This window comes from Microbacterium sp. NPDC057407, assembly GCF_042803895.1.
In the GTDB taxonomy this organism is placed as follows: Bacteria; Actinomycetota; Actinomycetes; order Actinomycetales; family Microbacteriaceae; genus Microbacterium.
On sequence record NZ_JBHVCA010000001.1, the window covers coordinates 515165 to 536693 of the forward strand.

Here is a 21529-nt window from a genome sequence, read left to right on the forward strand (position 1 = left end):
GGCTCCTCCTGGGGAAGTGTGACCGCTCTGAGATGACGCGATGAGTGGCCGCTGGCACAGAGGGTAGACCTCCCCGACGGGCGCGTAAACACCCTCCGTGTGCGCCCCTGTCAACGGCGTCGTTTCCCGGCTGACAGACTGATCGGGTGAGCCGTCTGCCGCCGCCCGGGTCCGCCGTCGCCGTCGTCGCCGGCGGCACAGGATTCGTGGGTCGAGCTGTGCGAGCGGCGCTGGAAGAGGACGGCTACGAGGTCCGGCTCATCGGCAGACGCGGGCCCGACGCGACGTGGAACGACCCTGCGTCGCTGCGAGATGTGCTCGACGGTGCCGACATCCTGATCAATCTCGCCGGCAAGTCCGTGAACTGCCGTTACACCGACGCGAATCGCGACGAGATCCTGGGCTCCCGGGTCGAGACCACGCGCCTGCTACGGAACGCGGTGACGGATGCCGCGGCCCCGCCGCGACTCTGGCTCAACGCCAGCACCGCCACGATCTACCGCTACGCCATGGACCGGCCCCAAACAGAGACGGACGGCGAGCTGGGCTCGGGCTTCTCGGTCGACGTCGCGCGGACGTGGGAGGACGAGTTCTTCGCCGGCGACCTCGATGGCACCCGGCGTATTGCGCTGCGCATGGCGATCGTGGTGGGCGACGGCCCCGCCACCCGGATGCTGTTCCGCCTGGCAAGGCTGGGCCTGGGCGGCCCGCAGTACGACGGCTGGTGGTTCCCGCACCGCCGCTACCGCGGGATCGGCCCGTCGCCGACCGGTGGTCCAGCGCCGTGGCATCGATCGCGCGGCCGCCAGCGGTTCAGCTGGATCCACATCGACGATGTGATCGGCTCGATGCGGTTCCTCATCGACCACGACGAGATCGACGGGCCGGTCAACCTCGCCGCCCCGACGGCAGTGGACAACCGCGCGCTCATGGCCACGCTGCGTGAGACGGTCGGCGCGCGCATCGGTCTCCCGGCCTGGAGGTTCATGCTCGAGCCCGCCATGTGGGCCCTGCGAACCGAACCCGAACTGATCCTGAAGAGCCGGTGGGTGCAGCCCCAGGTGCTCACCGATGCCGGCTACCGGTTCCGCTACCGCGAGCTCACCGACGCGCTGCGGAACGCCCTCAGCGCCGCGTAACTTCTCGTAGCTCCGGCCCGAGGCGCCTTGCATCCAGTCGCCAAGACACGCCGGTCGTTCGCTCGTGGAACGGCGTGTCTTGGCGACTGAATGGCGGCGGGCGGGGCGCACGACCGGAACGATCGCGGCGGGCCGGCCCCCGGTTGCCCGGCTGGCAGACTGATCCCGTGAACGGTTCGCCAAAGATCGGGGTCGGTTACGCGAGTGCCGACAGCCGTGCGACACCCGCGAGCGCGGCTGGGGGGATCATCCTGACGATCGGCGGGGGTCTGGTGGCCATTCAACCGCTTGTCGATACTGCAGGCCTTGCCGGTTTCGTTCTGTCCGTCTCGTGCATCGTTGCGGGGTTCGCCCTGATCGGTGCCAGTTCTTTCCTGGTGACCGCGCTCACGCCACTGCCCGGCTGGCTGTTCCACGTCGTCGGGTCCATGATCTGGGTTGTCGCCTCGTTGTGGTTTCTCCATCTGGGCAGCGTCTTCAACGTGCCGACGTTCGGGTGGGGCGTCGTCGCCGCTCTGGCTTACCTCGTCTCCTCAGCGATTTACTTCGTGCGAGCTGATCGCGGGGCGAGCGTCATCACGTTTGTGCTGTTCGCCGGTTCGCTCGGGTCCACCGTCATCGCCTACAACCACCCTGTGTTCGCTTCGCCTGCGACCTATCTGCCCGTGGCCGCCGCCGCCGCGATCGGCGGACTGATCGGTCTGGCGTCATCGCGCCTCCGCCGTTCGCGACGCGGGCTCACCGCCGATAGCGCGACCTGAGAGAGTCCGCCACAGCGGGGTCGGCAGGGTTCAGTACGCGGACGTGATCACCCGGTCGGCCACGAAACCCACCAGCGGAACGATGGCAATGCCCGCCAGCACGACGGGCCACGTCGGCCGACCGCGACGCCGCTCCGCGACAACGCCGACCGCGGTGAGGACGGTGATGAGTCCGAGCGCGATCCACAGCGCGATATTGGCCGCGAACGCGAGATCGTAATCGCACTGGGACGAACACGCGTCGGACGCGATCACGGTGGAGAACACCCACACGAACCACGCGACGAACACCGACACGAAGATCTGCGGCACCAACACGAACACGATCGGGATAGGCGTGGCCGGCGCTGGAGCCGGTGTCGGGGAGGTCTCGGGCGTCGTCACCCCGTAAGCGTCTCTCATGCCGGGTCCCTCAGGGCGCAGCGACGCGATCTCTTCACGGGTGCGGGTGCGCGGTGCCCGCTGCACCGGCGCGAACGCCCGACGCCCTCCACAACCGCTCAACTCCGCCTCGCGCCAGCGCGAGCCGCTTGCATCCAGTCGCCAAAACACGCCGGTCCTTCGCTCGACGAACGGCGTGTTTTGGCGACTGAATGATCGAGACGGGCGGGGCGCACGACCGGGGAGGCGGCGAGCCAGCCCCGCTCACGAGTTCACGCGGATGATCTCCTCCTGATACGGCGCGAGGACCGCCCCCGAGATGCGGCAGTCGAGCAGCAGGAAGGGGCGGGATGCCTCGGGCTCGGCCGCCCACGTCGACAGACGCTCCAGGTCGGCGAGTGTCCGCACGACGACGCCTTCGGCCCCGACGCCTTCCGCGAGGGCGGCGAAGTCGACCTCGGGGATGCGCATGGGGCCCTGCGCGAGGCCCTTCAGGCCGTATAGGTTCACCTCGGCGCCGTACGCGGCATCGTTCCAGACGACGGCCACGCCTCGGCCCCCCGCGACCCGCACGGCGGTCTCGAGGTCGGCGAGCGCCATGAGCCCGCCGCCGTCGCCGGTCGTCAGCACGACCGTCGCCGAGGGTCGGGCCAAGGCGGCGCCGGCGACGGACGGGAAGCCGAGCCCGATCGACTGGAACGCGGTGCCGATCATCATCATGCGGTCGGGTGCGGTGACGGGCCAGTACATGTTCGCCCAGCCGATGAAGTGGCCGCCGTCCGACACCACGACGCGGTCGTCGGGCAGCAGCTCGGCGATGCGCGCGGCCACGGACCGCGGGTCGAGACGGCCGTCCGGTGCGACCCCGTCTCCTCGCTCGTACGCCCGAGCCGTCGCAAGGTCGACGCTCTCTCGCCACCCACTCGACGCGACCCCGAGAACCCGAACGGCCGTCACCAACTCGCGCGCGACGACCGCGGCGTCACCCCGGACGTACCCGCCGACGTGCGGGTGCGAAGCCGCCGGCCCGATGTCGACCTGGAACACCCGCGTGCCGGGCGCGAAGAGCTCGCCGAACCGCATCGTGAACTGGTTGAGCGACGCGCCGAACACGACCGCGACGTCGGCTTCGCGGATGAGCTCCATCGCTCCGGCCGCACCGAACCCGCCGGTCACCCCCAGGTCGAACTCGGCCCGGGGGAAGACCCCGCGCCCGAGCGCCGTGGAGGCCGTGAGCGCCCCGACCGCGTCGGCGAGTTCGCCCAGCGCTTCGCCGGCACCCGCGATCCACGCGCCGCGCCCGGCCAGCAGCAGCGGGCGGCGCGCGGTCGACAGCGCCGCGGCGACGTCGGCCACCGCCCCTGCGGCGAACGGCCCGGCGGGCACCAGCGGTTCGGGGATGCGCGGCTCCGGCGCCTCCGGAACGGGGCCCGCGTCACGCGCCGCGACGTCGTACGGGATGGCGAGCACGGTCGGCACACGGTAGGTGAGCGCGTGCTCGATCGCGATCACGGTCGTGGCCGCGGCATCCGCTCGCCCCACCGTGTAAGTGCGCGCCCCGACGGCCGACGCGAGCGCGATCTGGTCGACGTCCCACGGTCGCGGACCCGACGTCGGCTCGTCGCCGACGACGAGCACGAGCGGGACGTGCGCCTGCACGGCCTCGGCGAGGGCGGTGAGCGTGTTCGTGAAGCCGGCGCCGTAGGTCGAGGTCGCGGCGGCGAGGCGCCCCGATGCGCGGTGGTAGGCGTCGGCGGCGACCACCCCGCCCGCTTCGTGGCGCACCGCGGTGAACGACACATCGGTGGAGCGTTCGAGCGCATCGAGGAAGTAGGCGTTGCCGTTGCCCATCACGCCGAAGACGTGGTCGATGTGGCGGGCGAGGGTGAGCGCGACGTGCGCGGAGACGGTCGGCATGAGGGAACTCCTGCAAGACGGAACGGGGATGAGGCCGTATGTGTCTCGCGCGTTCGCGCTGCGTGCCCTTTTTTCGAGCACCGACGGGCTCGTTCCCGCCGGACGTGACGAGTATAGGACCGTCAGCCGCCCAGCGCGGCGCGCACGACGGCGGCCGATCGTGCCAGTCGCGCCCCGATCTCACCGGGCTCATGAGGGCTGGCGAGGTACACGACCGAGATCGCGGCGGGGCCCCGGCCGCGCAGCTCCAGCGGCACCGCGACGGCGCGCAGGCTCGGCACGACCTCGTCGTGGCTCTCGAACCAGCCGCGGGGCGCGGCATCCGTCACCTCGGACCGCAGGTGCGCGTCGACGTCAGCGGGCCACGCAGCCGGGGGCACGAGCGACAGGATCGCCTTGCCCGGAGCGCCACGCGTGACCGGATGCCGCGTCCCCGGCCGCTGCGCGACGGAAGCCACCGCGTGCCGCGGTTCGACGCTCGCCAGCGTGACGCACTCGTCGTGGTCGAGGACGGCGAGGAAGCAGGTCATGCCGAGCTCGTTGGCGATGTCGGTGAGCTCGGGGAGCGCTTCGGCCTGCAGGTCATGCGCGACCCCGGCGGCCAGCGCCGCCATGCGCGCGCCGAGCATCGCGCGGCCATCGCGGTCGCGGGTGACGAGCCCGTGGTCTTCGAGCGTGCGCAGCAGGCGGTAGGCCACCGAGCGGTGCACCGCCAGGCGCTGGGCGACCTCGTCGATCGTGAGCGCCTCGCGCGCGTCGGCGAGCACTTCGAGAATCCGGATGCCGCGGCTCAGCGTCTGCGATGCGGGTGCGCGCTCTTCTGCCACCGGCTGTTCTCCCTTGTCGTCGCTCGGAAGGTCATATACGATCTGTTCAATATCCGAACTCTGCGTTCGGATATAGAACACGCACCCACGGTACAACGGAGTTCCATGCAGTTCCACCACCACGGCTACGTTTCCGGCGAGCCGCGCATCCAGGACGCCGCCGGCACGGGCATCGACCGGCCGGCCGAGCTTCCCGACGAGACCGACGTGCTGATCGTCGGCTCCGGCCCGGCCGGCATGCTGCTCGCCGCCCAGCTGTCGCAGTTCCCCGACGTCGCCACGCGCCTGATCGAGCGTCGCGACGGGCGCCTCGTGCTCGGGCAGGCCGACGGCATCCAGCCCCGCAGCGTCGAGACCTTCCAGGCGTTCGGCTTCGCGGAGCGGATCGTGGCCGAGGCCTACAACATCGCCTACATGAACTTCTGGGGCCCGAACCCCGAGAACCCTCGCGAGATCGTCCGCACCGCCCGCACGGAGGACTACGCGTTCAAGATCAGCGAGTTCCCCCACCTCATCGTCAACCAGGCGCGCGTGCTCGACTACTTCGCCGAAGCCGCCGCGTACGGGCCCGGGCGGATCGTCCCCGACTACGGCGTCGAGTTCGTCGGCCTCACGGTGCACGACGAGGGGGAGTACCCCGTCGAGGTGCGCGTGCGCCACGCGTCGGGTCCGCGCGCGGGCGAGGAGCGCACCGTGCGGGCGAAATACGTGGCCGGCTGCGACGGCGCGCGCAGCGGCGTGCGCGAAGCCATCGGGCGCACGCACGTCGGCCGGTTCGCCGCCCACGCGTGGGGCGTGATGGACGTCCTGGTCAACACCGACTTCCCCGACTGGCGCACCAAGTGCGCGATCAACTCGACGGCGGGCAACATCCTCCACATCCCGCGCGAGGGTGGATACCTCAGCCGCATGTACATCGACCTCGGCGAGGTCGCCCCCGACGACGACCACCGCGTCCGCCAGACCCCGATCGATGAGATCATCCGCCGCGCCAACGAGATCCTCCACCCCTACTCGATCGACGTGAAGCAGGTCGCGTGGCACAGCGTGTACGAGGTCGGGCATCGGGTCACCGACCGCTTCGACGACGGCGACGACGGCCGCTCGCCGCGCGTCTTCCTGACGGGCGACGCCTGCCACACCCACAGCGCCAAGGCCGGGCAGGGCATGAACGTGTCGATGCAGGACGGCTTCAACCTCGGCTGGAAGCTGGGCCACGTGCTCACCGGCCTCGCCCCCGAATCCCTTCTCGAGACCTATTCGGCCGAGCGGCAGCCGGTCGCGCAGCAGCTCATCGACTTCGACCGGGAGTGGTCGTCGCTCATGGCCCGCAAGCCCGACGAGATCTCCGACCCGCAGGAGCTCGCCAACTACTACCTGGCCACCGCCGAGTTCCCGTCGGGATTCATGACGCGGTACGACCCGTCGATGGCGGTGGCGGATGCCTCGCACCAGCACCTCGCCGCCGGGTTCCCGGTGGGCAAGCGCTTCAAGAGCGTCGAGGTGGTGCGCGTGTGCGACGGCAACGTCGTGCACCTCGGGCATCACGCGAAGGCCGACGGGCGCTGGCGGGTGTACGCGTTCGCCGACGGAGCGGTCGCCGGTGAGGACTCGGCGCTGGCGTCGTGGGCGGCGTGGCTCGCGTCGGACGCCTCGCCGCTCGCGCGCCACACGCCGGCAGGGGCCGATGTCGACGCCGTCTTCGACGTGAAGGCGATCTATCAGCAGCGCTACGAAGACGTCGACATCGCGAAGGTCCCGGCCGTCTTCCTGCCCCGGACCGGGCCGCTCGGGCTCACCGACTGGGAGAAGGTGTACGCGGCCGGGCCGAGCGCGTGGAGCACGGCCGACATCTTCGCCGAGCGCGAGATCTCGCGCGACGGAGCGGTGGTCGTGGTGCGACCCGACCAGTACGTTGCCGCCGTGCTGCCGCTCACCGCGACGGAGGAGCTCACCGCCTTCTTCGCGGGTGTCCTGACCGATCAGCGCGCCTGACCGGCGCGCCGAACCGACGTACGAAACGGCGATCCGAGACGGATGCCTGTACACGACGTACATCGGCGCTGATGAGCAGCCCGGGGCAGAATTGCCCAGAAGTCCCAGAGAACAGTTGGCCCAGACCGGGTGCGCGGCATCCGATGACGACGAGGGAGTCCCCGTGACCGATAACCGTGAGTCCGACCTGCTGGCGTCCGTCCCCGACGGCCTGTTCATCGGCGGCGAGTGGCGACCGGCGGCCGAGGGTCGCACGCTGAACGTCTACGACCCGGCGACGGGCGCGACGGTGAAGACGATCGCCGACGCCTCGCCCGAAGACGGCAAGGCCGCCCTCGACGCCGCCGTCGACGCGTTCCCTTCCTGGGCGGCGACGCCCGCCCGCGAGAGGGCCGAGATCCTCCGCCGTGCCTTCGACCTGCTGCAGGAGCGCAAGGAGGACTTCGCCCTGCTGATGACCATCGAGATGGGCAAGCCGCTGGCCGAGGCGCGCGGCGAGGTCGCGTACGGCGGCGAGTTCCTCCGCTGGTTCAGCGAGGAGACCGCACGCGTGCAGGGGCGCTACGGCGCGAACCCCGAGGGAACCGGCCGCATGATCGTGTCGCAGCATCCGGTCGGCCCGTGCTTCCTCATCACGCCGTGGAACTTCCCGCTCGCCATGGCCACTCGCAAGATCGCACCCGCCCTCGCCGCCGGCTGCACCGTGGTCATCAAGCCCGCCGAGCTGACCCCGCTCACCACGCTCGCGTTCGCGAAGCTGCTCGAAGACGCCGGCCTGCCGAAGGGCGTGGTCAACGTCTTCACGACCTCGACCTCGGGCAAGGTGTCCGAGCCGATCATCCGCGACCCGCGCCTGCGCAAGCTGTCGTTCACGGGTTCGACGTCGGTCGGGCAGCGGCTGCTCGAGCAGGCCGCGCAGGGCGTTCTCCGCACGTCGATGGAGCTCGGCGGCAACGCCCCGTTCGTCGTGTTCGAAGACGCCGACCTCGACAAGGCGGTCGACGGCGCGATGCTGGCGAAGTTCCGCAACATCGGTCAGGCCTGCACGGCGGCGAACCGCTTCATCGTGCAGCGCTCCGTCGCCGACGAGTTCGCGCGCCGGGTGACCGAGCGGGTGCAGGCGATGAAGATCGGCCGCGGCACCGAGGAGGGCGTGCAGATCGGACCCCTCATCAACAAGGACGCCGTCGACAAGGCATCCGCTCTGGTCGACGACGCCGTCGAGCGCGGCGCGTCGCTGCGCACCGGTGGCAAGGCGGTCGAGGGGGCGGGGACGTTCTACGAGCCGACCGTCGTGACGGACGTGCGGCCGGGCAGCGACATCCTGCGCGAGGAGATCTTCGGGCCGGTGCTCGCCATCGTGCCGTTCGACGACGAGGACGACGCGGTGCGCATCGCCAACGACACCGAGTACGGCCTCGTCTCGTACGTCTTCACCGAGAGCCTCTCGCGCGGACAGCGCATGATCGAGCGGCTCGAGACCGGCATGATGGGCCTCAACGTCGGCGTCGTGTCGAACGCGGCGGCGCCGTTCGGCGGCTGGAAGATGTCCGGCCTCGGACGCGAGGGCGGCGCCGAGGGCATCCACGAGTACCTGCAGACGAAGTACACCCTCACGGGGAACCCGTTCGCCTGACCCCGCGCACCCGCCCGCCCGCCCGCCCGCCCGCCGACCCTCGAGTCGCCAAGACACGCCGTTCCGCGGCACGAGCGTCGGCGTGTCTTGGCGACTCAGGGTTTGCCTCACCCGTGGGGGTGGTCGCCGCCATGATGGGGGGATGGATGCCGCCACCGTCCGCCGCGACCGGCTCCGGTCGCATCGGCTGAGCGCTCCGGCGGGGTCCGTCGCCGACGCGGCGGCGCACATGCTGGCGACGCAGGGCCAGGAGTTCTGGGGCGGGCGGTGGGCGCTGGCGGCCCGCACCGAGGGCGCCGTGACGGTGCGCGACGTCGACGCCGCGTTCGACCGCGGCGAGATCGTGCGGTCGTGGACCATGCGCGGCACCATCCACGTCATCCCCGCGCGCGACCTCGCGTGGGTGCTGGGCGTCACCGGCGAACGGCAGGCGCGGCAGGCGGCCGGCGTGCGCCGGGCCGAGTCGATCGACGAGGCCGAGCTCGCGCGCGCCGAGCGCCTGGCCGGGGCGGCGCTCGCCGGCGGCAACCGGCTCACCCGCAAAGAGCTGTTCGCGGTGTTCGAGGGCGGCGGCGTGAGCACTGCGCGGCAGCGCGGCTACCACCTGCTCGTCGCGCTGTCGCTCCGGGGCGTCGTCTGCCAGGGGCCGGTGGTGCCGCGCGAGGGCGGTCCGACGCGCGAGCAATACGTCGTGCGGTTCGACGAGTGGGTGACAGAAGGGGCGTCCCCGGCCGATCCGCTGGCCGAGTTCTTCGTCCGCTACATCGACGGGCACGGTCCCGCCGGTCCGCGCGACTTCGCGTGGTGGTCGGGTCTGCCCGTCGGGATGGCACGCGAGGCGGCGGCCGCGGCATCCGATCGGCTCACCCTGGTCGCCGACGAGCCCGAGCCGCAGTATGTGACCGTGTCGGTCGCCCCGTCCGCGGCCGCCCCCGAGGTCGTCGCCCTGCCGCCGTTCGAGGAGTACTACCTTTCCTATGCCGACCGCACCGTGCCGTGCGCGCCCGAGTTCCTGCGGGCGATCGGCCCGAGCATGAACGGGATCGTGCGTCCGATCATCGTCGCGCGGGGCGAGGTCATCGGCGTCTGGACCCACTCGGTCGCGGTCGGGCGGCATGCCGACGACCCGATCCCCGAGCTGTTCCGGGCGGATGCCGCCACCGACGCCGAGGTCGCGGCGGCGCTCGACCGCTACCGGGCCTTCATCACGGCGTGACGGCGATTCGGCCGGGCTAGCCGCCTGGCCCGGCGGACGCAACCCCTCGCCCGACCCGGCGGAGCCGACCTACCGTGGGGGTCTTCCCTGATCCGAGGAGCGTCCGCCATGCCCGACAGCCACTACCGCGTGCTGGTCATCGGAGGGGGCAACGGGGGAGTGTCGGTCGCCGCGCGCCTGCGCCGTCTCGGGGTCGACGACATCGCGCTCGTCGAGCCGCGCAGCGAGCACCTCTACAAGCCGCTGTTCTCGCACGTGGCGGGCGGCACGGCGCGCGCGAGCATCACCGTCCGTCCGCAGCGGGAGGTGATCCCGCCGGGGGTCACCTGGATCGAGGACGGCGTGATGGCCATCGACCCGGTGACGAGCAGCGTCACCCTCGGGAGCGGGTACGGACTCACCTACGATCACGTCATCGTGTGCCCCGGCATCCAGCTGGACTGGAGCCGGGTCGCCGGACTCGCCGACGCGCTGAACACCCCCGCGGTGTCGTCGCACTACGAGTACGACCTGGCCGCCAAGACGTCGCTGCTGCTACGCGACCTGCGCAGCGGGACGGTGGTGTTCACCCAGCCCGACGACCCGGCCTCGTGCGCGGGTGCGGCGCAGAAGCCGATGTACCAGGCGTGCGCATACTGGCGTGCCGCCGGCGTGCTCGACGACATCCGGGTGGTCTTGGTCGTGCCCGGCGACCGGCCCTTCGGCATTCCCGACATCTCGGCGGAGCTCGAGCGCAACATCGCCGAGTACGGGATCGAGCTGCGCACCCGCAGCGAGCTGCTCGAGGTCGACGCCGACGCCCAGGAGGTCGTGATCGGAGGTCCGGAGGGCACCGAGCGACTGTCGTACGACGTGCTCAACGCGGTGCCGCCGCAGTCCGCGCCCGACTGGGTGAAGGTGTCGCCGCTGCCGTCGCCGGGCGACGTCGGCGGCTTCGTCGAGGTCGATCCCCGGACCTTGCGGCATCCGCGCTTCGCCAACGTCTGGTCGTTGGGCGACGCCGCCGCGACGACGAACTCGAAGTGCGGCGGGGCGCTGCGCAAGCAGACCTACGTCCTGGCGAAGAACCTCGCCGCGGTGCTGCGCGGCGAGGAGCCGCGGTGGGAGTACGACGGGTACGCGGTATGTCCGTTCACCGTCTCGCGCTCGACCGTCGTGTGGGCGGAGTTCGACGATCACGATCAGCTCAAGCCGACCATCCCGTTCTGGAAGACGATGTACCGCGAGAACCGGCTGTCGTGGATCTTCGACCGTCACGTCCTGCCGTGGGTGTACTGGAACCTCATCCTGACCGGCCGCGTGTGACGGCGGGGGCGGCGCACGACCCGGCTCGATTTGGCCGCGCCCCCCGGCTCACGTAGACTGGCATCAACCGAAGACCGCCGGTCATCGTCGTGTGCGCAAGTTCACGAAGATCGAAGCACTGCATCGCAGGGGCCCGCGCAGGTGACACGAACGATTCTCCTTCTTCAGGATTCCGCTCCGTGCGCTTGCGCCGGAGCTTTTTTCTTTGCCGTGACGAGAGCAGATGAGCGGATGTCGAGGCCGACGCCCCGCCATCGTGGAGCGTCTCGTACACACACTTCGCGGGGTCCATCCCGCGAGGCGACAAGGAGTGGCCATGGCGCAGAAGGAAGCATCGGTCGCCGAGCTCACGAAGCATTTCGAGGACTCGACCGCCGTTCTGCTGACCGAGTACCGCGGTCTGACGGTCGCCCAGCTCAAAGAGCTGCGCAACAGCATCCGTCAGGACGCGGAATACGCCGTGGTGAAGAACACGCTGACCAAGATCGCCGCGAACAACGCGGGGATCACGTCGCTGGACGACGACCTCAAGGGTCCGTCGGCCATCGCTTTCGTGCACGGTGACCCGGTCTCCGTCGCGAAGGGTCTGCGCGCCTTCGCCAAGGCACACCCTCTTCTGGTCATCAAGGGCGGTTTCTTCGACGGAAACCCCCTCAGCGCAGAAGAGGTCAGCAAGCTCGCCGACCTCGAGAGCCGTGAAGTCCTGCTGGCGAAGCTCGCCGGCGCGATGAAGGCCTCGATGACCAAGGCGGCCTACGTCTTCAACGCACTGCCGTCGAAGGCCGTTCGCACGGTCGACGCGCTGCGTGAGAAGCAGGAGTCCGCGGCCTGAACCGGCCTCGGCTAAGCAAAACCCAACTCAAGGAGAATCATCATGGCAAAGCTCAGCACTGAGGAGCTGCTCGACGCGTTCAAGGAGCTCACCCTCATCGAGCTCAGCGAGTTCGTCAAGGCGTTCGAGGAGACCTTCGACGTCACCGCCGCCGCTCCGGTCGCGGTCGCCGCTGCGGGTGCCCCCGCCGGTGGCGCCCCCGCCGAAGAGGCCGAGGAGAAGGACTCGTTCGACGTCGTCCTCGAGGCCGCCGGCGACAAGAAGATCCAGGTCATCAAGGTCGTCCGCGAGCTCACCTCGCTCGGCCTGGGTGAGGCGAAGGCCGTCGTCGACGGTGCTCCGAAGGCTGTCCTCGAGGGCGCCAACAAGGAGACCGCCGACAAGGCGAAGGCCGCTCTCGAAGAGGCCGGCGCGACGGTTACCCTGAAGTAATCTCGCTTCGCTCGATCAGCGAATCACGATGGCCCCGGATGCTTCGGCATCCGGGGCCATCGTCGTGTCAGGTGCGTACGCCGACGATCGCCGACGCCGAGTCGTCGACGGCGGCCGTGGAACTGCGGACGATCAGCGGTGACGCTTCGTAGATGCGATGGGTCGGGGCATCCGGATCGTCCAGCTGCCACAGCAGCAGCTGCACCGCCGCGCGTCCCTGCTGGTGCGGCTTCTGCTGCAGCGTCGTCAGCGAGAACATCTCGGCGTACGCGTGGTCATCGATGCCGACGACGCTCAACTGGTCGGGCACCCGGATCCCGAGCCGCCGGGCCGCGATGATCGCGCCCACGGCGACCTCGTCGCAGACGCCCACGATCGAGGTGGGCCGGCTGCGCCGGTCGCCGAGCACCTCGACCGCGGCGCCGTAGCCTCCGGGCATGCTCACTTCGCAGGGTACGTGACGAGCGGATGCCTCGAGCCCGGCGTCGCGCATGGCCGAGAGGTACCCGTCCAGGCGCTGCCGGTCGCCATAGCTCGTGCGCCGGCCGTCGGGGTCGCCGCCGAGGAAGGCGACGTTGCGGTGACCGAGCCCGATCACGTGGTCGGTGGCGATGCGACCGGCCGCGCGGTCGTCGATCGACACCGCGTTGGTGCCGACGTCGTAGCCGCCGACGCTCACGACCGGCTTGCCGAACTCGATCAATCGCTCCAGCTCGTGGGCGTTCGGCTCGATGCCCACCGCGATCAGTCCGTCGAACCGCTTCCTCGCCAGGAAGTGCTGGAACATCTCGCGCCGTGCCTCCGACTCCGGGGGTGCACCGTAGAGCGCCAGGTCGTAGCGGCGCTCCAGGAGCGCGTCCTGGATGCCCTCCAGCACGTGGGCGAAGAACCAGCGGTCCAGCGTCGGCATGATCACGCCGATCGTCTGCGTGCGGCCCGTGACGAGGCTGACCGCGCTCGTGGTCGGCACGTATCCCAGGTTGTTCGCGGCATTCTGCACCCGCGCCCGGGTCTCGTCGGACACGTAGCCCGCCCCGGTGAGCGCCCGGCTGGCCGTCGATTTGGAGACGCCGGCGGCGCGCGCGACATCGGCGATCCCCGCCATTCGGCCCTCCTCGGCAGTCCGGCGGCCCCACGGCGTCAGCGCGATTGTGGAACCGGTTCCGGGGTCATTGTGCCGTGCCGCGACCTCGCGCGCCAGCGTCAATCCCGTATTTACCGAGTTGTGATGAAGTGTGATTGTGCCGAAACCGTGCATCCCCTAGCGTGAGCATGGAATCGGTTCCCTACGTTCTCACGCGGAGCCGGAAGGTCCGTTCCGCGAACTCAATGAGGAGGCATCTCATGACAGCAATGCGATCACCCCGGCGGCGTCAGCTGCTGGCCGCTGTCGGCGTATCGGCGGTCGCCGCCCTGGCTCTGGCCGGCTGCGCCGAAGGCGGCGGCGAAGAGGCGGACGACGGCAACATCGAAGGCGAGACCGTCACCATCTCGGGCGGCATCACCGGCATCGAAGCCGAGAACATGCAGAAGTCGTTCGACGCGTTCACCGAAGAGACCGGCGTCATCGTCGAGTACACGGGCGACAAGGCGTTCGAGGGCAACATCGTCACCAAGGTCCAGGGTGGCGACGCTCCCGACATCGCGATCGTCCCGCAGCCCGGTCTGCTCAAGACGCTCGTCGGCACCGGCGAGGTCAAGGAGGCCCCGGCCGAGGTCGAGGCGAACGTCGACGAGAACTGGTCGCCGGACTGGAAGGCCTACGGCACCGTCGACGACGTGTTCTACGCGGCGCCCATGCTCGCCAACATCAAGGGTTATGTCTGGTACTCGCCGGCGAGCTTCGAGGAGTGGGGCATCGAGGTCCCGACCACGTGGGACGAGCTGCTCGAGATCTCGGCGACGATCGCCGAAGAGACCGGTGGTCCGTCGTGGTGCGCCGGCTTCGAGTCCGAGGCGGCGTCGGGCTGGCCCGGCACCGACTGGATCGAGGACCTCGTGCTTCGCCAGTCCGGCCCCGAGGTCTACGACCAGTGGGTAGCGAACGAGGTGAAGTTCACCGACCCCGAGATCAAGGAAGCGTTCGACGCGGTCGGCGAGATCCTGCTGAACCCCGAGTGGGTGAACGCGGGCTACGGCGACGTCGCCAGCATCAACTCGACGGCGTTCGCGGATGTCGCGGCCAAGGTCGCCGACGGCAGCTGCCCGATGACGCACCAGGCCTCGTTCCTGTCGGCGAACTTCCTCGACGTGCAGACGGCCGAGGGTGCGACGCCGGATGTGGCCCCTGACGGCGATGTGTACGCGTTCGTCCTCCCGGGCTACGAAGAGGGCTCGGCGACCATCGAGGTCGGTGGCGAGTTCGTGACCGCGTTCTCGGACGACGCCGCCACCCAGGCCGTGCTCGAGTACATGTCCACCCCGGAGTGGGCCGACGCGCGCGTGTCGCTCGGCGGCAACATCTCGGCCAACCTCAACGCCGACCCGAGCCTCGCTTCGAGCGAGTTCCTCACCGAGGCGATGACGCTGCTCCAGGACCCGAACACCACGGTCCGCTTCGACGCATCCGACCTGATGCCGTCGACGGTGGGTGCCGGTTCGTTCTGGCGCGGCATGGTCGACTGGATCGACGGCAAGGACACCGAGACGGTGCTGAGCGACATCCAGGCCGGCTACGACGACTGAGCTCGCGCTCGAGGGAAGGCGGGCCGTTCGCACACGCGGGCGGCCCGCCGACCCCACGGCCGGGGGAGGAGCCCGGCCACGGTTCCATCCCAGTCCGATGAAGCACTAGGAAGGCATCCATGACCGACACCACAAAGGTGGCGGAGGCGACCGAACCCGCTCGCACCGGCACCGACTACTCGGATGAGAAGGAGGCCGGCTTCTCGAAGAGACGCCGCCTCACGATCATCGTCACCACGATCGGGTTCATCCTCGTGGTGGCGCTTTTCCTCTTCATGGTCACTCGACCACCGGTCGAGGACGCTCGACCGACCAGCCTCGGCTTCTCGCTCAACAGCTTCTTCCGCTGGCTGGGCGATCTGAACCCGCTGCTGCAGATCCCGGTCGTCCTGATCGTGTTCTTCGCGGTCGTCGGGCTGATCCTGCTGCTGATCGAATACGCGCCCCGGCCCGGGAAGTTCTACTTCTGGCTGCGGCTGGCGACCTGCTTCCTGCTGCCGGTCCTGGCCTTCATGCTGCTGCGGCCGTATCAGAACGCCGTCGTCTACGTGCTCGGCATCGCCGTGCTGCTGGGCGCTCTGCTGTTCTGGGCCGACTACCGGGCGCGTGAGGGCGCGGGGCACCTGTACCAGCTGATCCTGTTCTCGGCGCCCGCGGCCATCCTGCTGCTCATCGGCCTCGTGTATCCGGCGGTGTCGACGTTCATCCAGTCGTTCTTCGACAAGACGGGCCAAGAGTTCGTCGGCATGGAGAACTACATCTGGGTGTTCACGAACCCGCAGGGGTTCTGGTCGGTCATCAACTCGATCATCTGGGTGATCGTCGCCCCCACCTTCGCGACGATCATCGGCCTCGCCTACGCGGTCTTCATCGACCGGGCTCGGGGTGAGAAGGCGCTGAAGGTGCTGATCTTCATGCCCTTCGCGATCTCGTTCGTGGGCGCCGGCATCATCTGGGGCTTCATGTACGACTACCGGCAGGGCGATCAGGTCGGCCTGCTGAACGCCATCGTGACGGCCTTCGGTCTTCCGCCGGTGTCGTGGCTGACGATCACGCCGCTCGTCAACACGCTGCTGCTGCTCGTCGTGTTCATCTGGAGCCAGACGGGTCTGGCGATGGTGATCCTGTCGGCGGCGGTCAAGGCGGTTCCCACCGAGCAGATCGAGGCCGCGGCGCTCGACGGCGCCAGCGCCTGGCAGCGGTTCCGCAACGTCACGGTTCCCGGCATCCGCTCGTCCATCGTCGTGGTGTTCACCACGATCGCCATCGGGGCGCTGAAGATCTACGACATCGTCGCCGTGATGACCGGTGGCCGCAACGACACCAGCGTGCTGGCGTTCGAGATGGTCAACCAGCAGCAGCGGTTCCAGAGCTACGGGCACTCCGCGGCGCTGGCGGTCGTGCTGTTCATCTTCGTCGTCCCGTTGATCGTCTTCAACGTGGTGCAGATCAGGAAGCAGAGGGAGATCCGATGACCGTCGGAGTGGAGGTCATCGAGCCGGTGCCCAATGCACCGACGGCTCGACAGGTGGCGCGCGAGACGCGCAAGCACGAGAAGCTCGCCCAGAAGCGGCTCTCGTCGAAGGGGGCGACCCTCGCTGCGGTGATCATCGCCTTCTTCTGGACGATCCCGACCTTCGGTCTGCTCGTCACGTCGTTCCGGCCTCCGGCCGACGTGCAGACGACCGGGTGGTGGACGGTCTTCCTCGACCCGGAGTTCACGCTCAGCAACTACCAGGCGGCGCTGACCGCGGGCGGCACGACGCTGACCCTGGCACAGTCGTTCGTGAACTCGCTGGCGATCACCATCCCGGTGGCGTTCTTCGCGATGGCCGTCGCGTCGATGCTCGCCTACGCGTTCGCGTGGATCGACTTCAAGGGCAAGGGATTCCTCTTCGTCACGGTGTTCGCGCTGCAGATCATCCCGCTGCAGATGGCGCTCGTGCCGCTGCTGAGCCTCTTCTCGCGAGGGCTCACGATCAACGGCGTCACCATCTTCCCGGGGCTCGACATGAGCGATGTCGACCGCAGCTTCGCCACCATCTGGATCGCGCACACCATCTTCGCGATCCCGCTGGCGGTGTTCCTGCTGCACAACTTCATCGCCGAGATCCCGAGCGAGGTCATCGAGGCGGCGCGGGTCGACGGGGCCGGCCACGGACAGGTGTTCTTCCGGATCATCCTGCCGCTGGCCACGCCGGCGCTGGCGTCGTTCGCGGTGCTCCAGTTCATCTGGGTGTGGAACGACCTGCTGGTGGCGACGATCTTCGCGCCGTCGTCATCCCTGCCGATGACGCAGTCGCTGGCGTCGCTGTCGGGCACGTGGGGCAACCAGTGGTTCCTGCAGGCGGCGGGCACGTTCCTGACCATCCTGTTCCCGCTGATCGTGTTCTTCGCCCTGCAGCGGTTCTTCGTCCGCGGCCTGCTGGCCGGCGCCACGAAGGGCTGACGCCGGGAGCACCGACGCAGACGGCGCGGCGCACGATCCTCAGGGGTCGTGCGCCGCGCCGTTTCTCGCGGTTGGGAGGTCAGTCGCAGCCGAGCCGGGCCGCGATCGACTCCATCGCGTCGATCTCGGCCGTCTGCCCGCCCTTGATCGCCTGCGCCACTTCGAGCGCACGCGGATCGGTCCCGAGCTCGAGGAGCGCCTCGGCCATCGGGATCGCGCCTTGGTGGTGCCGGATCATCAGCTCGAGGAAGAGGCAGTCCGCCTCCTGCCCGGTCGCCGACGCCAGCTCGTTCATCTCGGCGGCCGACGCCATGCCCATCGCCTCGCGCACCTCGTCGTCGGTGAGAGGCTGGTCCGCGGTGCCGGCGTGATCGTGCCCGGCCTCGGATGCACTCATCCACGCCATCGTCTGGCCGCCCGACTGCGGCAGGCCCCACTGGACCAGCCAGTCGTACATCTCGCCGCGCTGACCGGCCTGGCCGGTGGCGATGTCGTAGGCGAGCACGCGGAGCTCGGGGTCGTCGGTCTTGCGGTAGATCTCCATGGCCATCTCGATGGCCTGGGCGTGGTGCACCTGCATGTCGCGGGAGAAGCCGGCCTCGGGCGATGAGGTTCCGGGCGCCGCGGCGCTCGCCGACGCCCCGAAGGTCGAGAACCGGCCGATCGCGAACGCGAGGGCGGCGATCAGCACCAGCGCGACCACGACCACGAGCCAGCGGCTCGAGCGCCCCGAGGGCGCTTCGTCGCTCATCGGATCACTTCTTGCCGGGGGCGTCGTACGCGCCGGTGCACGCGGCGTTCGGCTCGGGCGCGTTGGTGCTGCGCCAGTAGGCGCGGATGAACTGCTCGATGCGCTCGTCGTCGGCCGAGTCGACCTTCACCTGCGCGTTCCAGGCGCTCAGCGCGATCGGCGAGTCCATGCCCTCATAGGGCGAGAGCACCGTGTACGTGGAGGGCAGCTGCGCCTCGAGGGCCGCGATGTCGTCGTCGCTGACCTGGGCGGGGTCGTAGGTGACCCACACGGCGCCGTGCTCGAGCGAGTGGACGGCGTTCTCGTTGGGGACCGGCTGGGTGTACACGCCGCAGTTGAGCCACACGGCGTTGTGGTCGCCGCCCGCCGGGGGAGTCTGCGCGTACTCGACGGGTCCTTCGACGTGGTTGGCGGTGTTCTCGAACGTCTCGAGTCCCTCGATCGAGCTGCCGTCGCTGTCGCCGCGCTCGTACGTCGGCGCCGGGGCGGGCGCGAAGACGACGGAGGCGATGACGAGGCCGATGATGACGACCGCCGCGGTGATGCCGACGACCCACCACACGAGCTTGCTGCGGCGGCGCTTGGCCAGCTGCTTCTGGTACTCGGCGAGCTTCTCCTGGCGCTTCTGCTCGCGCTGCTGCTTCACCGTCAGGTTGATCTCGGCCTGCTTGGCGGGGTTGCCGCTCGTGCGCTTGTCGGAGGGGCTCGGGGGTGTCGGGGTCATGTTCGTGATCTCGGCTCGGGGCGCGTGCTCGGGCGCAGGGCGGTGTCGCGGGCAAGGGGACAGACACCGCAATCCTATGCGAGCGCATGCGGGGCCTGACTGGGAGAGCGCCGACAGGCGGTGCAGTGCCGTCTGCGAAAGATCGGGACGGATGCCGGGGCCCGAGCCTTGCGGGCGGGGGCGAGGCATCCGTTAGAATGGTGTCGAATCGATTCGACATCTGACGATTCCCTCCCCCCACCCCTGCGCGCCTGAGCCGGACGACCGGCGTCGACGCCTTCCCGCATCGCCGCCGAACAGAGATCCCACGTTGCTCGACACCGCCTCCATTCCCACCCAGCGTCCCGCCGACTCCTCCGACCACGCGCCGGTCGCACCGGCCGCCTCGCGCGCCTCCGCGCCGGAGCCGGCCCGCACGCCGACCGGCTCGATCCGCACCACGGCCACCGGCGCGATCCGCAGTCTGGGGTCGAACCCGGCGACCGCGCCGATCGTGCTGCACCCCGGCGACTCGATCCCGAACCGCCGCCGCGTGCTCTACATCGTGCTGCTGGGCGCGCTGACGGCGCTCGGCCCGTTCACGATCGACCTGTACCTGCCGGCGTTCCCGGTGCTGCAGGAGGACTTCGGCACCACCGAGGCCGCGATCCAGCTCACCCTGTCGGGCACGATGGTCGGCTTCGCGCTCGGGCAGCTGATCGTCGGTCCGCTCAGCGACAAGGTCGGCCGCCGCATCCCGCTGCTGGTCGTCACGGCGCTGCACGTGCTCGCGAGCATCGCCGCGGCCCTCGCCCCCACTCTCGAGATGCTCGCCGTCGCGCGCGTCTTCATGGGCGCCGGCGCCGCTGCGGGCGGTGTGGTGGCGGCCGCCGTCGTCCGCGACCTGTTCGGCGGCCGTCGCCTGGTCGTGATGCTCTCGCGGCTGGCGCTGGTCTCGGGCGTGGCGCCCGTGCTCGCGCCGCTCGTCGGCTCGGCGCTGCTGGTGTTCATGCCCTGGCGCGGGATCTTCGTCGTGCTGGGCGTCTACGGCAGCATCATGCTCGTCGCGGCCGCGATCTTCATCCCCGAGACGCTTCCGCCGGCCCGCCGCCACGAGAAGGGCGCGACCACGGTGTGGCAGCGCTACCGCAGCGTGCTGACCGACCGGGTCTTCATCGGCGTGCTCATCATCGGGGGCATGACCTTCAGCGGCCTGTTCTCGTACCTCTCGGCGTCGTCGTTCCTCTTCCAGGAGACCTACGACTTCGACCCCCAGCAGTACGGCCTGCTCTTCGCCGCGAACTCCCTCGGCGTGGTCCTCGGGGTGCAGGCCGCGTCGCGACTGGCGGCGCGTTTCGGGCCGCAATGGGTGCTGGCCTGGTCGACGGGCGTGCTCGTCGTCGCGGCGACCGCCATCATCGTCACCGACCAGCTCGGACTCGGCCTGTGGGGCACGATCATCCCGCTGTTCTTCTTCATGACGGCGTGCGGCTTCACCTTCCCCTGCGTGCAGGTGCTCGCCCTCGACCGGCACGGTCGCGCCGCCGGTACGGCGCAGTCGATCATCGGCGCCTCGAACTTCGGCGTCGCGGGCGTCATCACTCCGCTCGTCGGCTGGATCTCGGCCGGCGCGGGGATCACGGCCACCACGATGGCGGCGGTGATGGTCGGCTGCGCGGTGATCGGCACGCTGTCGCTGTGGATCATCGTGCGGCCCCGCACGGTCGAGCGCCTCGCCCCCTGATCCCGGCACCCGGGCACAAACCGGCGCCGCGCCGCAAGCCCTGTGAGTCGGCGGCGTCGGGTGGGCAGAATGGGGCGATGAGCGACCGTCCAGAGATCCCCGACGACCGCGCCGTGCGTCCCGCGTACGGATACCTCGTCACGGGGATCGTCCTCGTCCTGCTGTCCTGCGGCCTCGGCTGGTGGGCGTTCGCCCGCGGCGAGAACCCCTTCGCGATCGACGTGTGGTGGAACTCGTTCGTCGCCGACTGGTACTCGCCGTTCCTCACCGGCTTCTCGCAGTTCATGAACTGGGTCGGGGCCGGGTGGTTCGCCGTATTGGTGGTGCCGATCGGCGGCGCGATCGCCCTCGTCCTGCTGCGGCGACCGTGGGCCGCGGCGTTCTTCCTCGTCGCCGAGGCGGTGTCCGCCGGCGGCGTGCAGCTGCTCAAGCACCTCTTCGGCCGGGTGCGGCCCGAAGACATCATCGTCCTCTCGGACTACGGCTCCTATCCGTCGGGGCACGTCGCCAACGCGGCCACCCTGGCCACGGCCGCCTTCGTCCTCTTCCCGCGGGTGTGGGTCGCGATCGTCGGGGCGATCTGGGTGGTGCTCATGGCCTTCAGCCGCACGTACCTGCACGCGCACTGGGTGAGCGACACGGTCGGCGGCGCGATGATCGGCGCGGGCGCCGTGCTTCTCGTCGCGGCGGCGTTCGCGGTGCCGATGGCCCGCGAGAACGCGGCGCTGGAGAGAAAAACGGCGTCGGTAGGCTGAG

19 protein-coding genes are annotated in these 21529 nt (G+C 69.8%); 13 read left to right on the top strand and 6 right to left on the bottom strand.

What is annotated here, in order from left to right; all coding sequences use genetic code 11:
* The first annotated feature begins 155 nt into the window (after positions 1-155).
* Positions 156-1139, top strand: a complete 984-nt coding sequence (locus ACFUTX_RS02480; RefSeq protein WP_378861045.1) for an epimerase — start codon at positions 156-158, stop codon at positions 1137-1139.
* Between the two features lie 167 nt (positions 1140-1306).
* Positions 1307-1900, top strand: coding sequence for a hypothetical protein (locus ACFUTX_RS02485; RefSeq protein ID WP_378860609.1), 594 nt, complete (start codon positions 1307-1309; stop codon positions 1898-1900).
* Positions 1901-1930: 30 nt separating this feature from the next.
* Here ACFUTX_RS02485 and ACFUTX_RS02490 read toward each other — a convergent pair whose 3' ends face one another.
* From ACFUTX_RS02490 to ACFUTX_RS02500, 3 genes are all read right to left on the bottom strand, one after another.
* On the bottom strand, positions 1931-2302 hold the full coding sequence (locus ACFUTX_RS02490; RefSeq protein WP_378860610.1) for a hypothetical protein: 372 nt from the start codon (positions 2300-2302) through the stop codon (positions 1931-1933).
* Between the two features lie 243 nt (positions 2303-2545).
* A complete protein-coding gene (locus ACFUTX_RS02495; RefSeq protein ID WP_378860611.1) occupies positions 2546-4198 on the bottom strand; it encodes a thiamine pyrophosphate-binding protein in 1653 nt (550 codons plus the stop codon).
* A 122-nt stretch (positions 4199-4320) separates the two neighbouring features.
* On the bottom strand, positions 4321-5025 hold the full coding sequence (locus ACFUTX_RS02500; RefSeq protein ID WP_378860612.1) for an IclR family transcriptional regulator: 705 nt from the start codon (positions 5023-5025) through the stop codon (positions 4321-4323).
* A gap of 105 nt (positions 5026-5130) precedes the next feature.
* On the opposite strand from ACFUTX_RS02500, the gene ACFUTX_RS02505 reads away from it, so the two are divergent.
* From ACFUTX_RS02505 to rplL, 6 genes are all read left to right on the top strand, one after another.
* Positions 5131-7020 (top strand): FAD-dependent monooxygenase, encoded by a 1890-nt coding sequence (locus tag ACFUTX_RS02505; protein WP_378860613.1) that lies wholly within the window; start codon positions 5131-5133, stop codon positions 7018-7020.
* Between the two features lie 163 nt (positions 7021-7183).
* Positions 7184-8656 (top strand): NAD-dependent succinate-semialdehyde dehydrogenase, encoded by a 1473-nt coding sequence (locus ACFUTX_RS02510; protein WP_378860614.1) that lies wholly within the window; start codon positions 7184-7186, stop codon positions 8654-8656.
* A gap of 142 nt (positions 8657-8798) precedes the next feature.
* Positions 8799-9872, top strand: coding sequence for a winged helix DNA-binding domain-containing protein (locus ACFUTX_RS02515; RefSeq protein ID WP_378860615.1), 1074 nt, complete (start codon positions 8799-8801; stop codon positions 9870-9872).
* 108 nt (positions 9873-9980) lie between these two features.
* Positions 9981-11177, top strand: coding sequence for an NAD(P)/FAD-dependent oxidoreductase (locus ACFUTX_RS02520; RefSeq protein ID WP_378860616.1), 1197 nt, complete (start codon positions 9981-9983; stop codon positions 11175-11177).
* Between the two features lie 316 nt (positions 11178-11493).
* Positions 11494-12009: a 50S ribosomal protein L10 gene (gene rplJ / locus ACFUTX_RS02525; protein WP_204978584.1), complete on the top strand. Its 516-nt coding sequence runs from the start codon at positions 11494-11496 to the stop codon at positions 12007-12009.
* A 42-nt stretch (positions 12010-12051) separates the two neighbouring features.
* Positions 12052-12441, top strand: a complete 390-nt coding sequence (gene rplL, locus ACFUTX_RS02530) for a 50S ribosomal protein L7/L12 (RefSeq protein WP_179522734.1) — start codon at positions 12052-12054, stop codon at positions 12439-12441.
* A gap of 67 nt (positions 12442-12508) precedes the next feature.
* On the opposite strand, the gene ACFUTX_RS02535 is transcribed toward rplL, so the two are convergent.
* Complete coding sequence (locus ACFUTX_RS02535) at positions 12509-13546, bottom strand: LacI family DNA-binding transcriptional regulator (RefSeq protein ID WP_378860617.1); 1038 nt, start codon at positions 13544-13546, stop codon at positions 12509-12511.
* A 239-nt stretch (positions 13547-13785) separates the two neighbouring features.
* On the opposite strand from ACFUTX_RS02535, the gene ACFUTX_RS02540 reads away from it, so the two are divergent.
* The 3 genes from ACFUTX_RS02540 to ACFUTX_RS02550 all read left to right on the top strand — a co-directional run bounded on the left by ACFUTX_RS02540 (position 13786) and on the right by ACFUTX_RS02550 (position 17575).
* Positions 13786-15126 carry an ABC transporter substrate-binding protein gene (locus ACFUTX_RS02540; RefSeq protein ID WP_378860618.1) on the top strand — a complete coding sequence of 447 codons (1341 nt, stop codon included), beginning with the start codon at positions 13786-13788 and terminating at the stop codon, positions 15124-15126.
* A 119-nt stretch (positions 15127-15245) separates the two neighbouring features.
* Positions 15246-16601, top strand: coding sequence for a carbohydrate ABC transporter permease (locus ACFUTX_RS02545; protein ID WP_378860619.1), 1356 nt, complete (start codon positions 15246-15248; stop codon positions 16599-16601).
* Complete coding sequence (locus ACFUTX_RS02550; RefSeq protein WP_378860620.1) at positions 16598-17575, top strand: carbohydrate ABC transporter permease; 978 nt, start codon at positions 16598-16600, stop codon at positions 17573-17575. Before ACFUTX_RS02545 ends, ACFUTX_RS02550 begins: the two co-directional genes overlap by 4 nt.
* Before the next feature lie 79 nt (positions 17576-17654).
* On the opposite strand, the gene ACFUTX_RS02555 is transcribed toward ACFUTX_RS02550, so the two are convergent.
* Entirely contained in the window at positions 17655-18326 is a 672-nt protein-coding gene (locus ACFUTX_RS02555) for a DUF305 domain-containing protein (RefSeq protein ID WP_378860621.1), read from the bottom strand.
* Positions 18327-18330: 4 nt separating this feature from the next.
* Positions 18331-19050 (bottom strand): DUF3105 domain-containing protein, encoded by a 720-nt coding sequence (locus ACFUTX_RS02560; RefSeq protein WP_378860622.1) that lies wholly within the window; start codon positions 19048-19050, stop codon positions 18331-18333.
* Positions 19051-19360: 310 nt separating this feature from the next.
* On the opposite strand from ACFUTX_RS02560, the gene ACFUTX_RS02565 reads away from it, so the two are divergent.
* On the top strand, positions 19361-20773 hold the full coding sequence (locus ACFUTX_RS02565) for a multidrug effflux MFS transporter (RefSeq protein ID WP_378860623.1): 1413 nt from the start codon (positions 19361-19363) through the stop codon (positions 20771-20773).
* Positions 20774-20850: 77 nt separating this feature from the next.
* Positions 20851-21528 carry a phosphatase PAP2 family protein gene (locus ACFUTX_RS02570; RefSeq protein WP_378860624.1) on the top strand — a complete coding sequence of 226 codons (678 nt, stop codon included), beginning with the start codon at positions 20851-20853 and terminating at the stop codon, positions 21526-21528.
* Position 21529 lies beyond the last annotated feature (1 nt).

Bases quoted from the DNA above. Each gene is read 5' to 3' on its own strand.
- ACFUTX_RS02490 (WP_378860610.1), bottom strand. From the start codon at position 2,302: ATGAGAGACGCTTACGGGGTGACGACGCCCGAGACCTCCCCGACACCG.
- ACFUTX_RS02495 (WP_378860611.1), bottom strand. From the start codon at position 4,198: ATGCCGACCGTCTCCGCGCACGTCGCGCTCACCCTCGCCCGCCACATC.
- ACFUTX_RS02505 (WP_378860613.1), top strand. From the start codon at position 5,131: ATGCAGTTCCACCACCACGGCTACGTTTCCGGCGAGCCGCGCATCCAG.
- ACFUTX_RS02515 (WP_378860615.1), top strand. From the start codon at position 8,799: ATGGATGCCGCCACCGTCCGCCGCGACCGGCTCCGGTCGCATCGGCTG.
- ACFUTX_RS02520 (WP_378860616.1), top strand. From the start codon at position 9,981: ATGCCCGACAGCCACTACCGCGTGCTGGTCATCGGAGGGGGCAACGGG.
- rplJ (WP_204978584.1), top strand. From the start codon at position 11,494: ATGGCGCAGAAGGAAGCATCGGTCGCCGAGCTCACGAAGCATTTCGAG.
- rplL (WP_179522734.1), top strand. From the start codon at position 12,052: ATGGCAAAGCTCAGCACTGAGGAGCTGCTCGACGCGTTCAAGGAGCTC.
- ACFUTX_RS02535 (WP_378860617.1), bottom strand. From the start codon at position 13,546: ATGGCGGGGATCGCCGATGTCGCGCGCGCCGCCGGCGTCTCCAAATCG.
- ACFUTX_RS02540 (WP_378860618.1), top strand. From the start codon at position 13,786: ATGACAGCAATGCGATCACCCCGGCGGCGTCAGCTGCTGGCCGCTGTC.
- ACFUTX_RS02545 (WP_378860619.1), top strand. From the start codon at position 15,246: ATGACCGACACCACAAAGGTGGCGGAGGCGACCGAACCCGCTCGCACC.
- ACFUTX_RS02550 (WP_378860620.1), top strand. From the start codon at position 16,598: ATGACCGTCGGAGTGGAGGTCATCGAGCCGGTGCCCAATGCACCGACG.
- ACFUTX_RS02555 (WP_378860621.1), bottom strand. From the start codon at position 18,326: ATGAGCGACGAAGCGCCCTCGGGGCGCTCGAGCCGCTGGCTCGTGGTC.
- ACFUTX_RS02560 (WP_378860622.1), bottom strand. From the start codon at position 19,050: ATGACCCCGACACCCCCGAGCCCCTCCGACAAGCGCACGAGCGGCAAC.
- ACFUTX_RS02570 (WP_378860624.1), top strand. From the start codon at position 20,851: ATGAGCGACCGTCCAGAGATCCCCGACGACCGCGCCGTGCGTCCCGCG.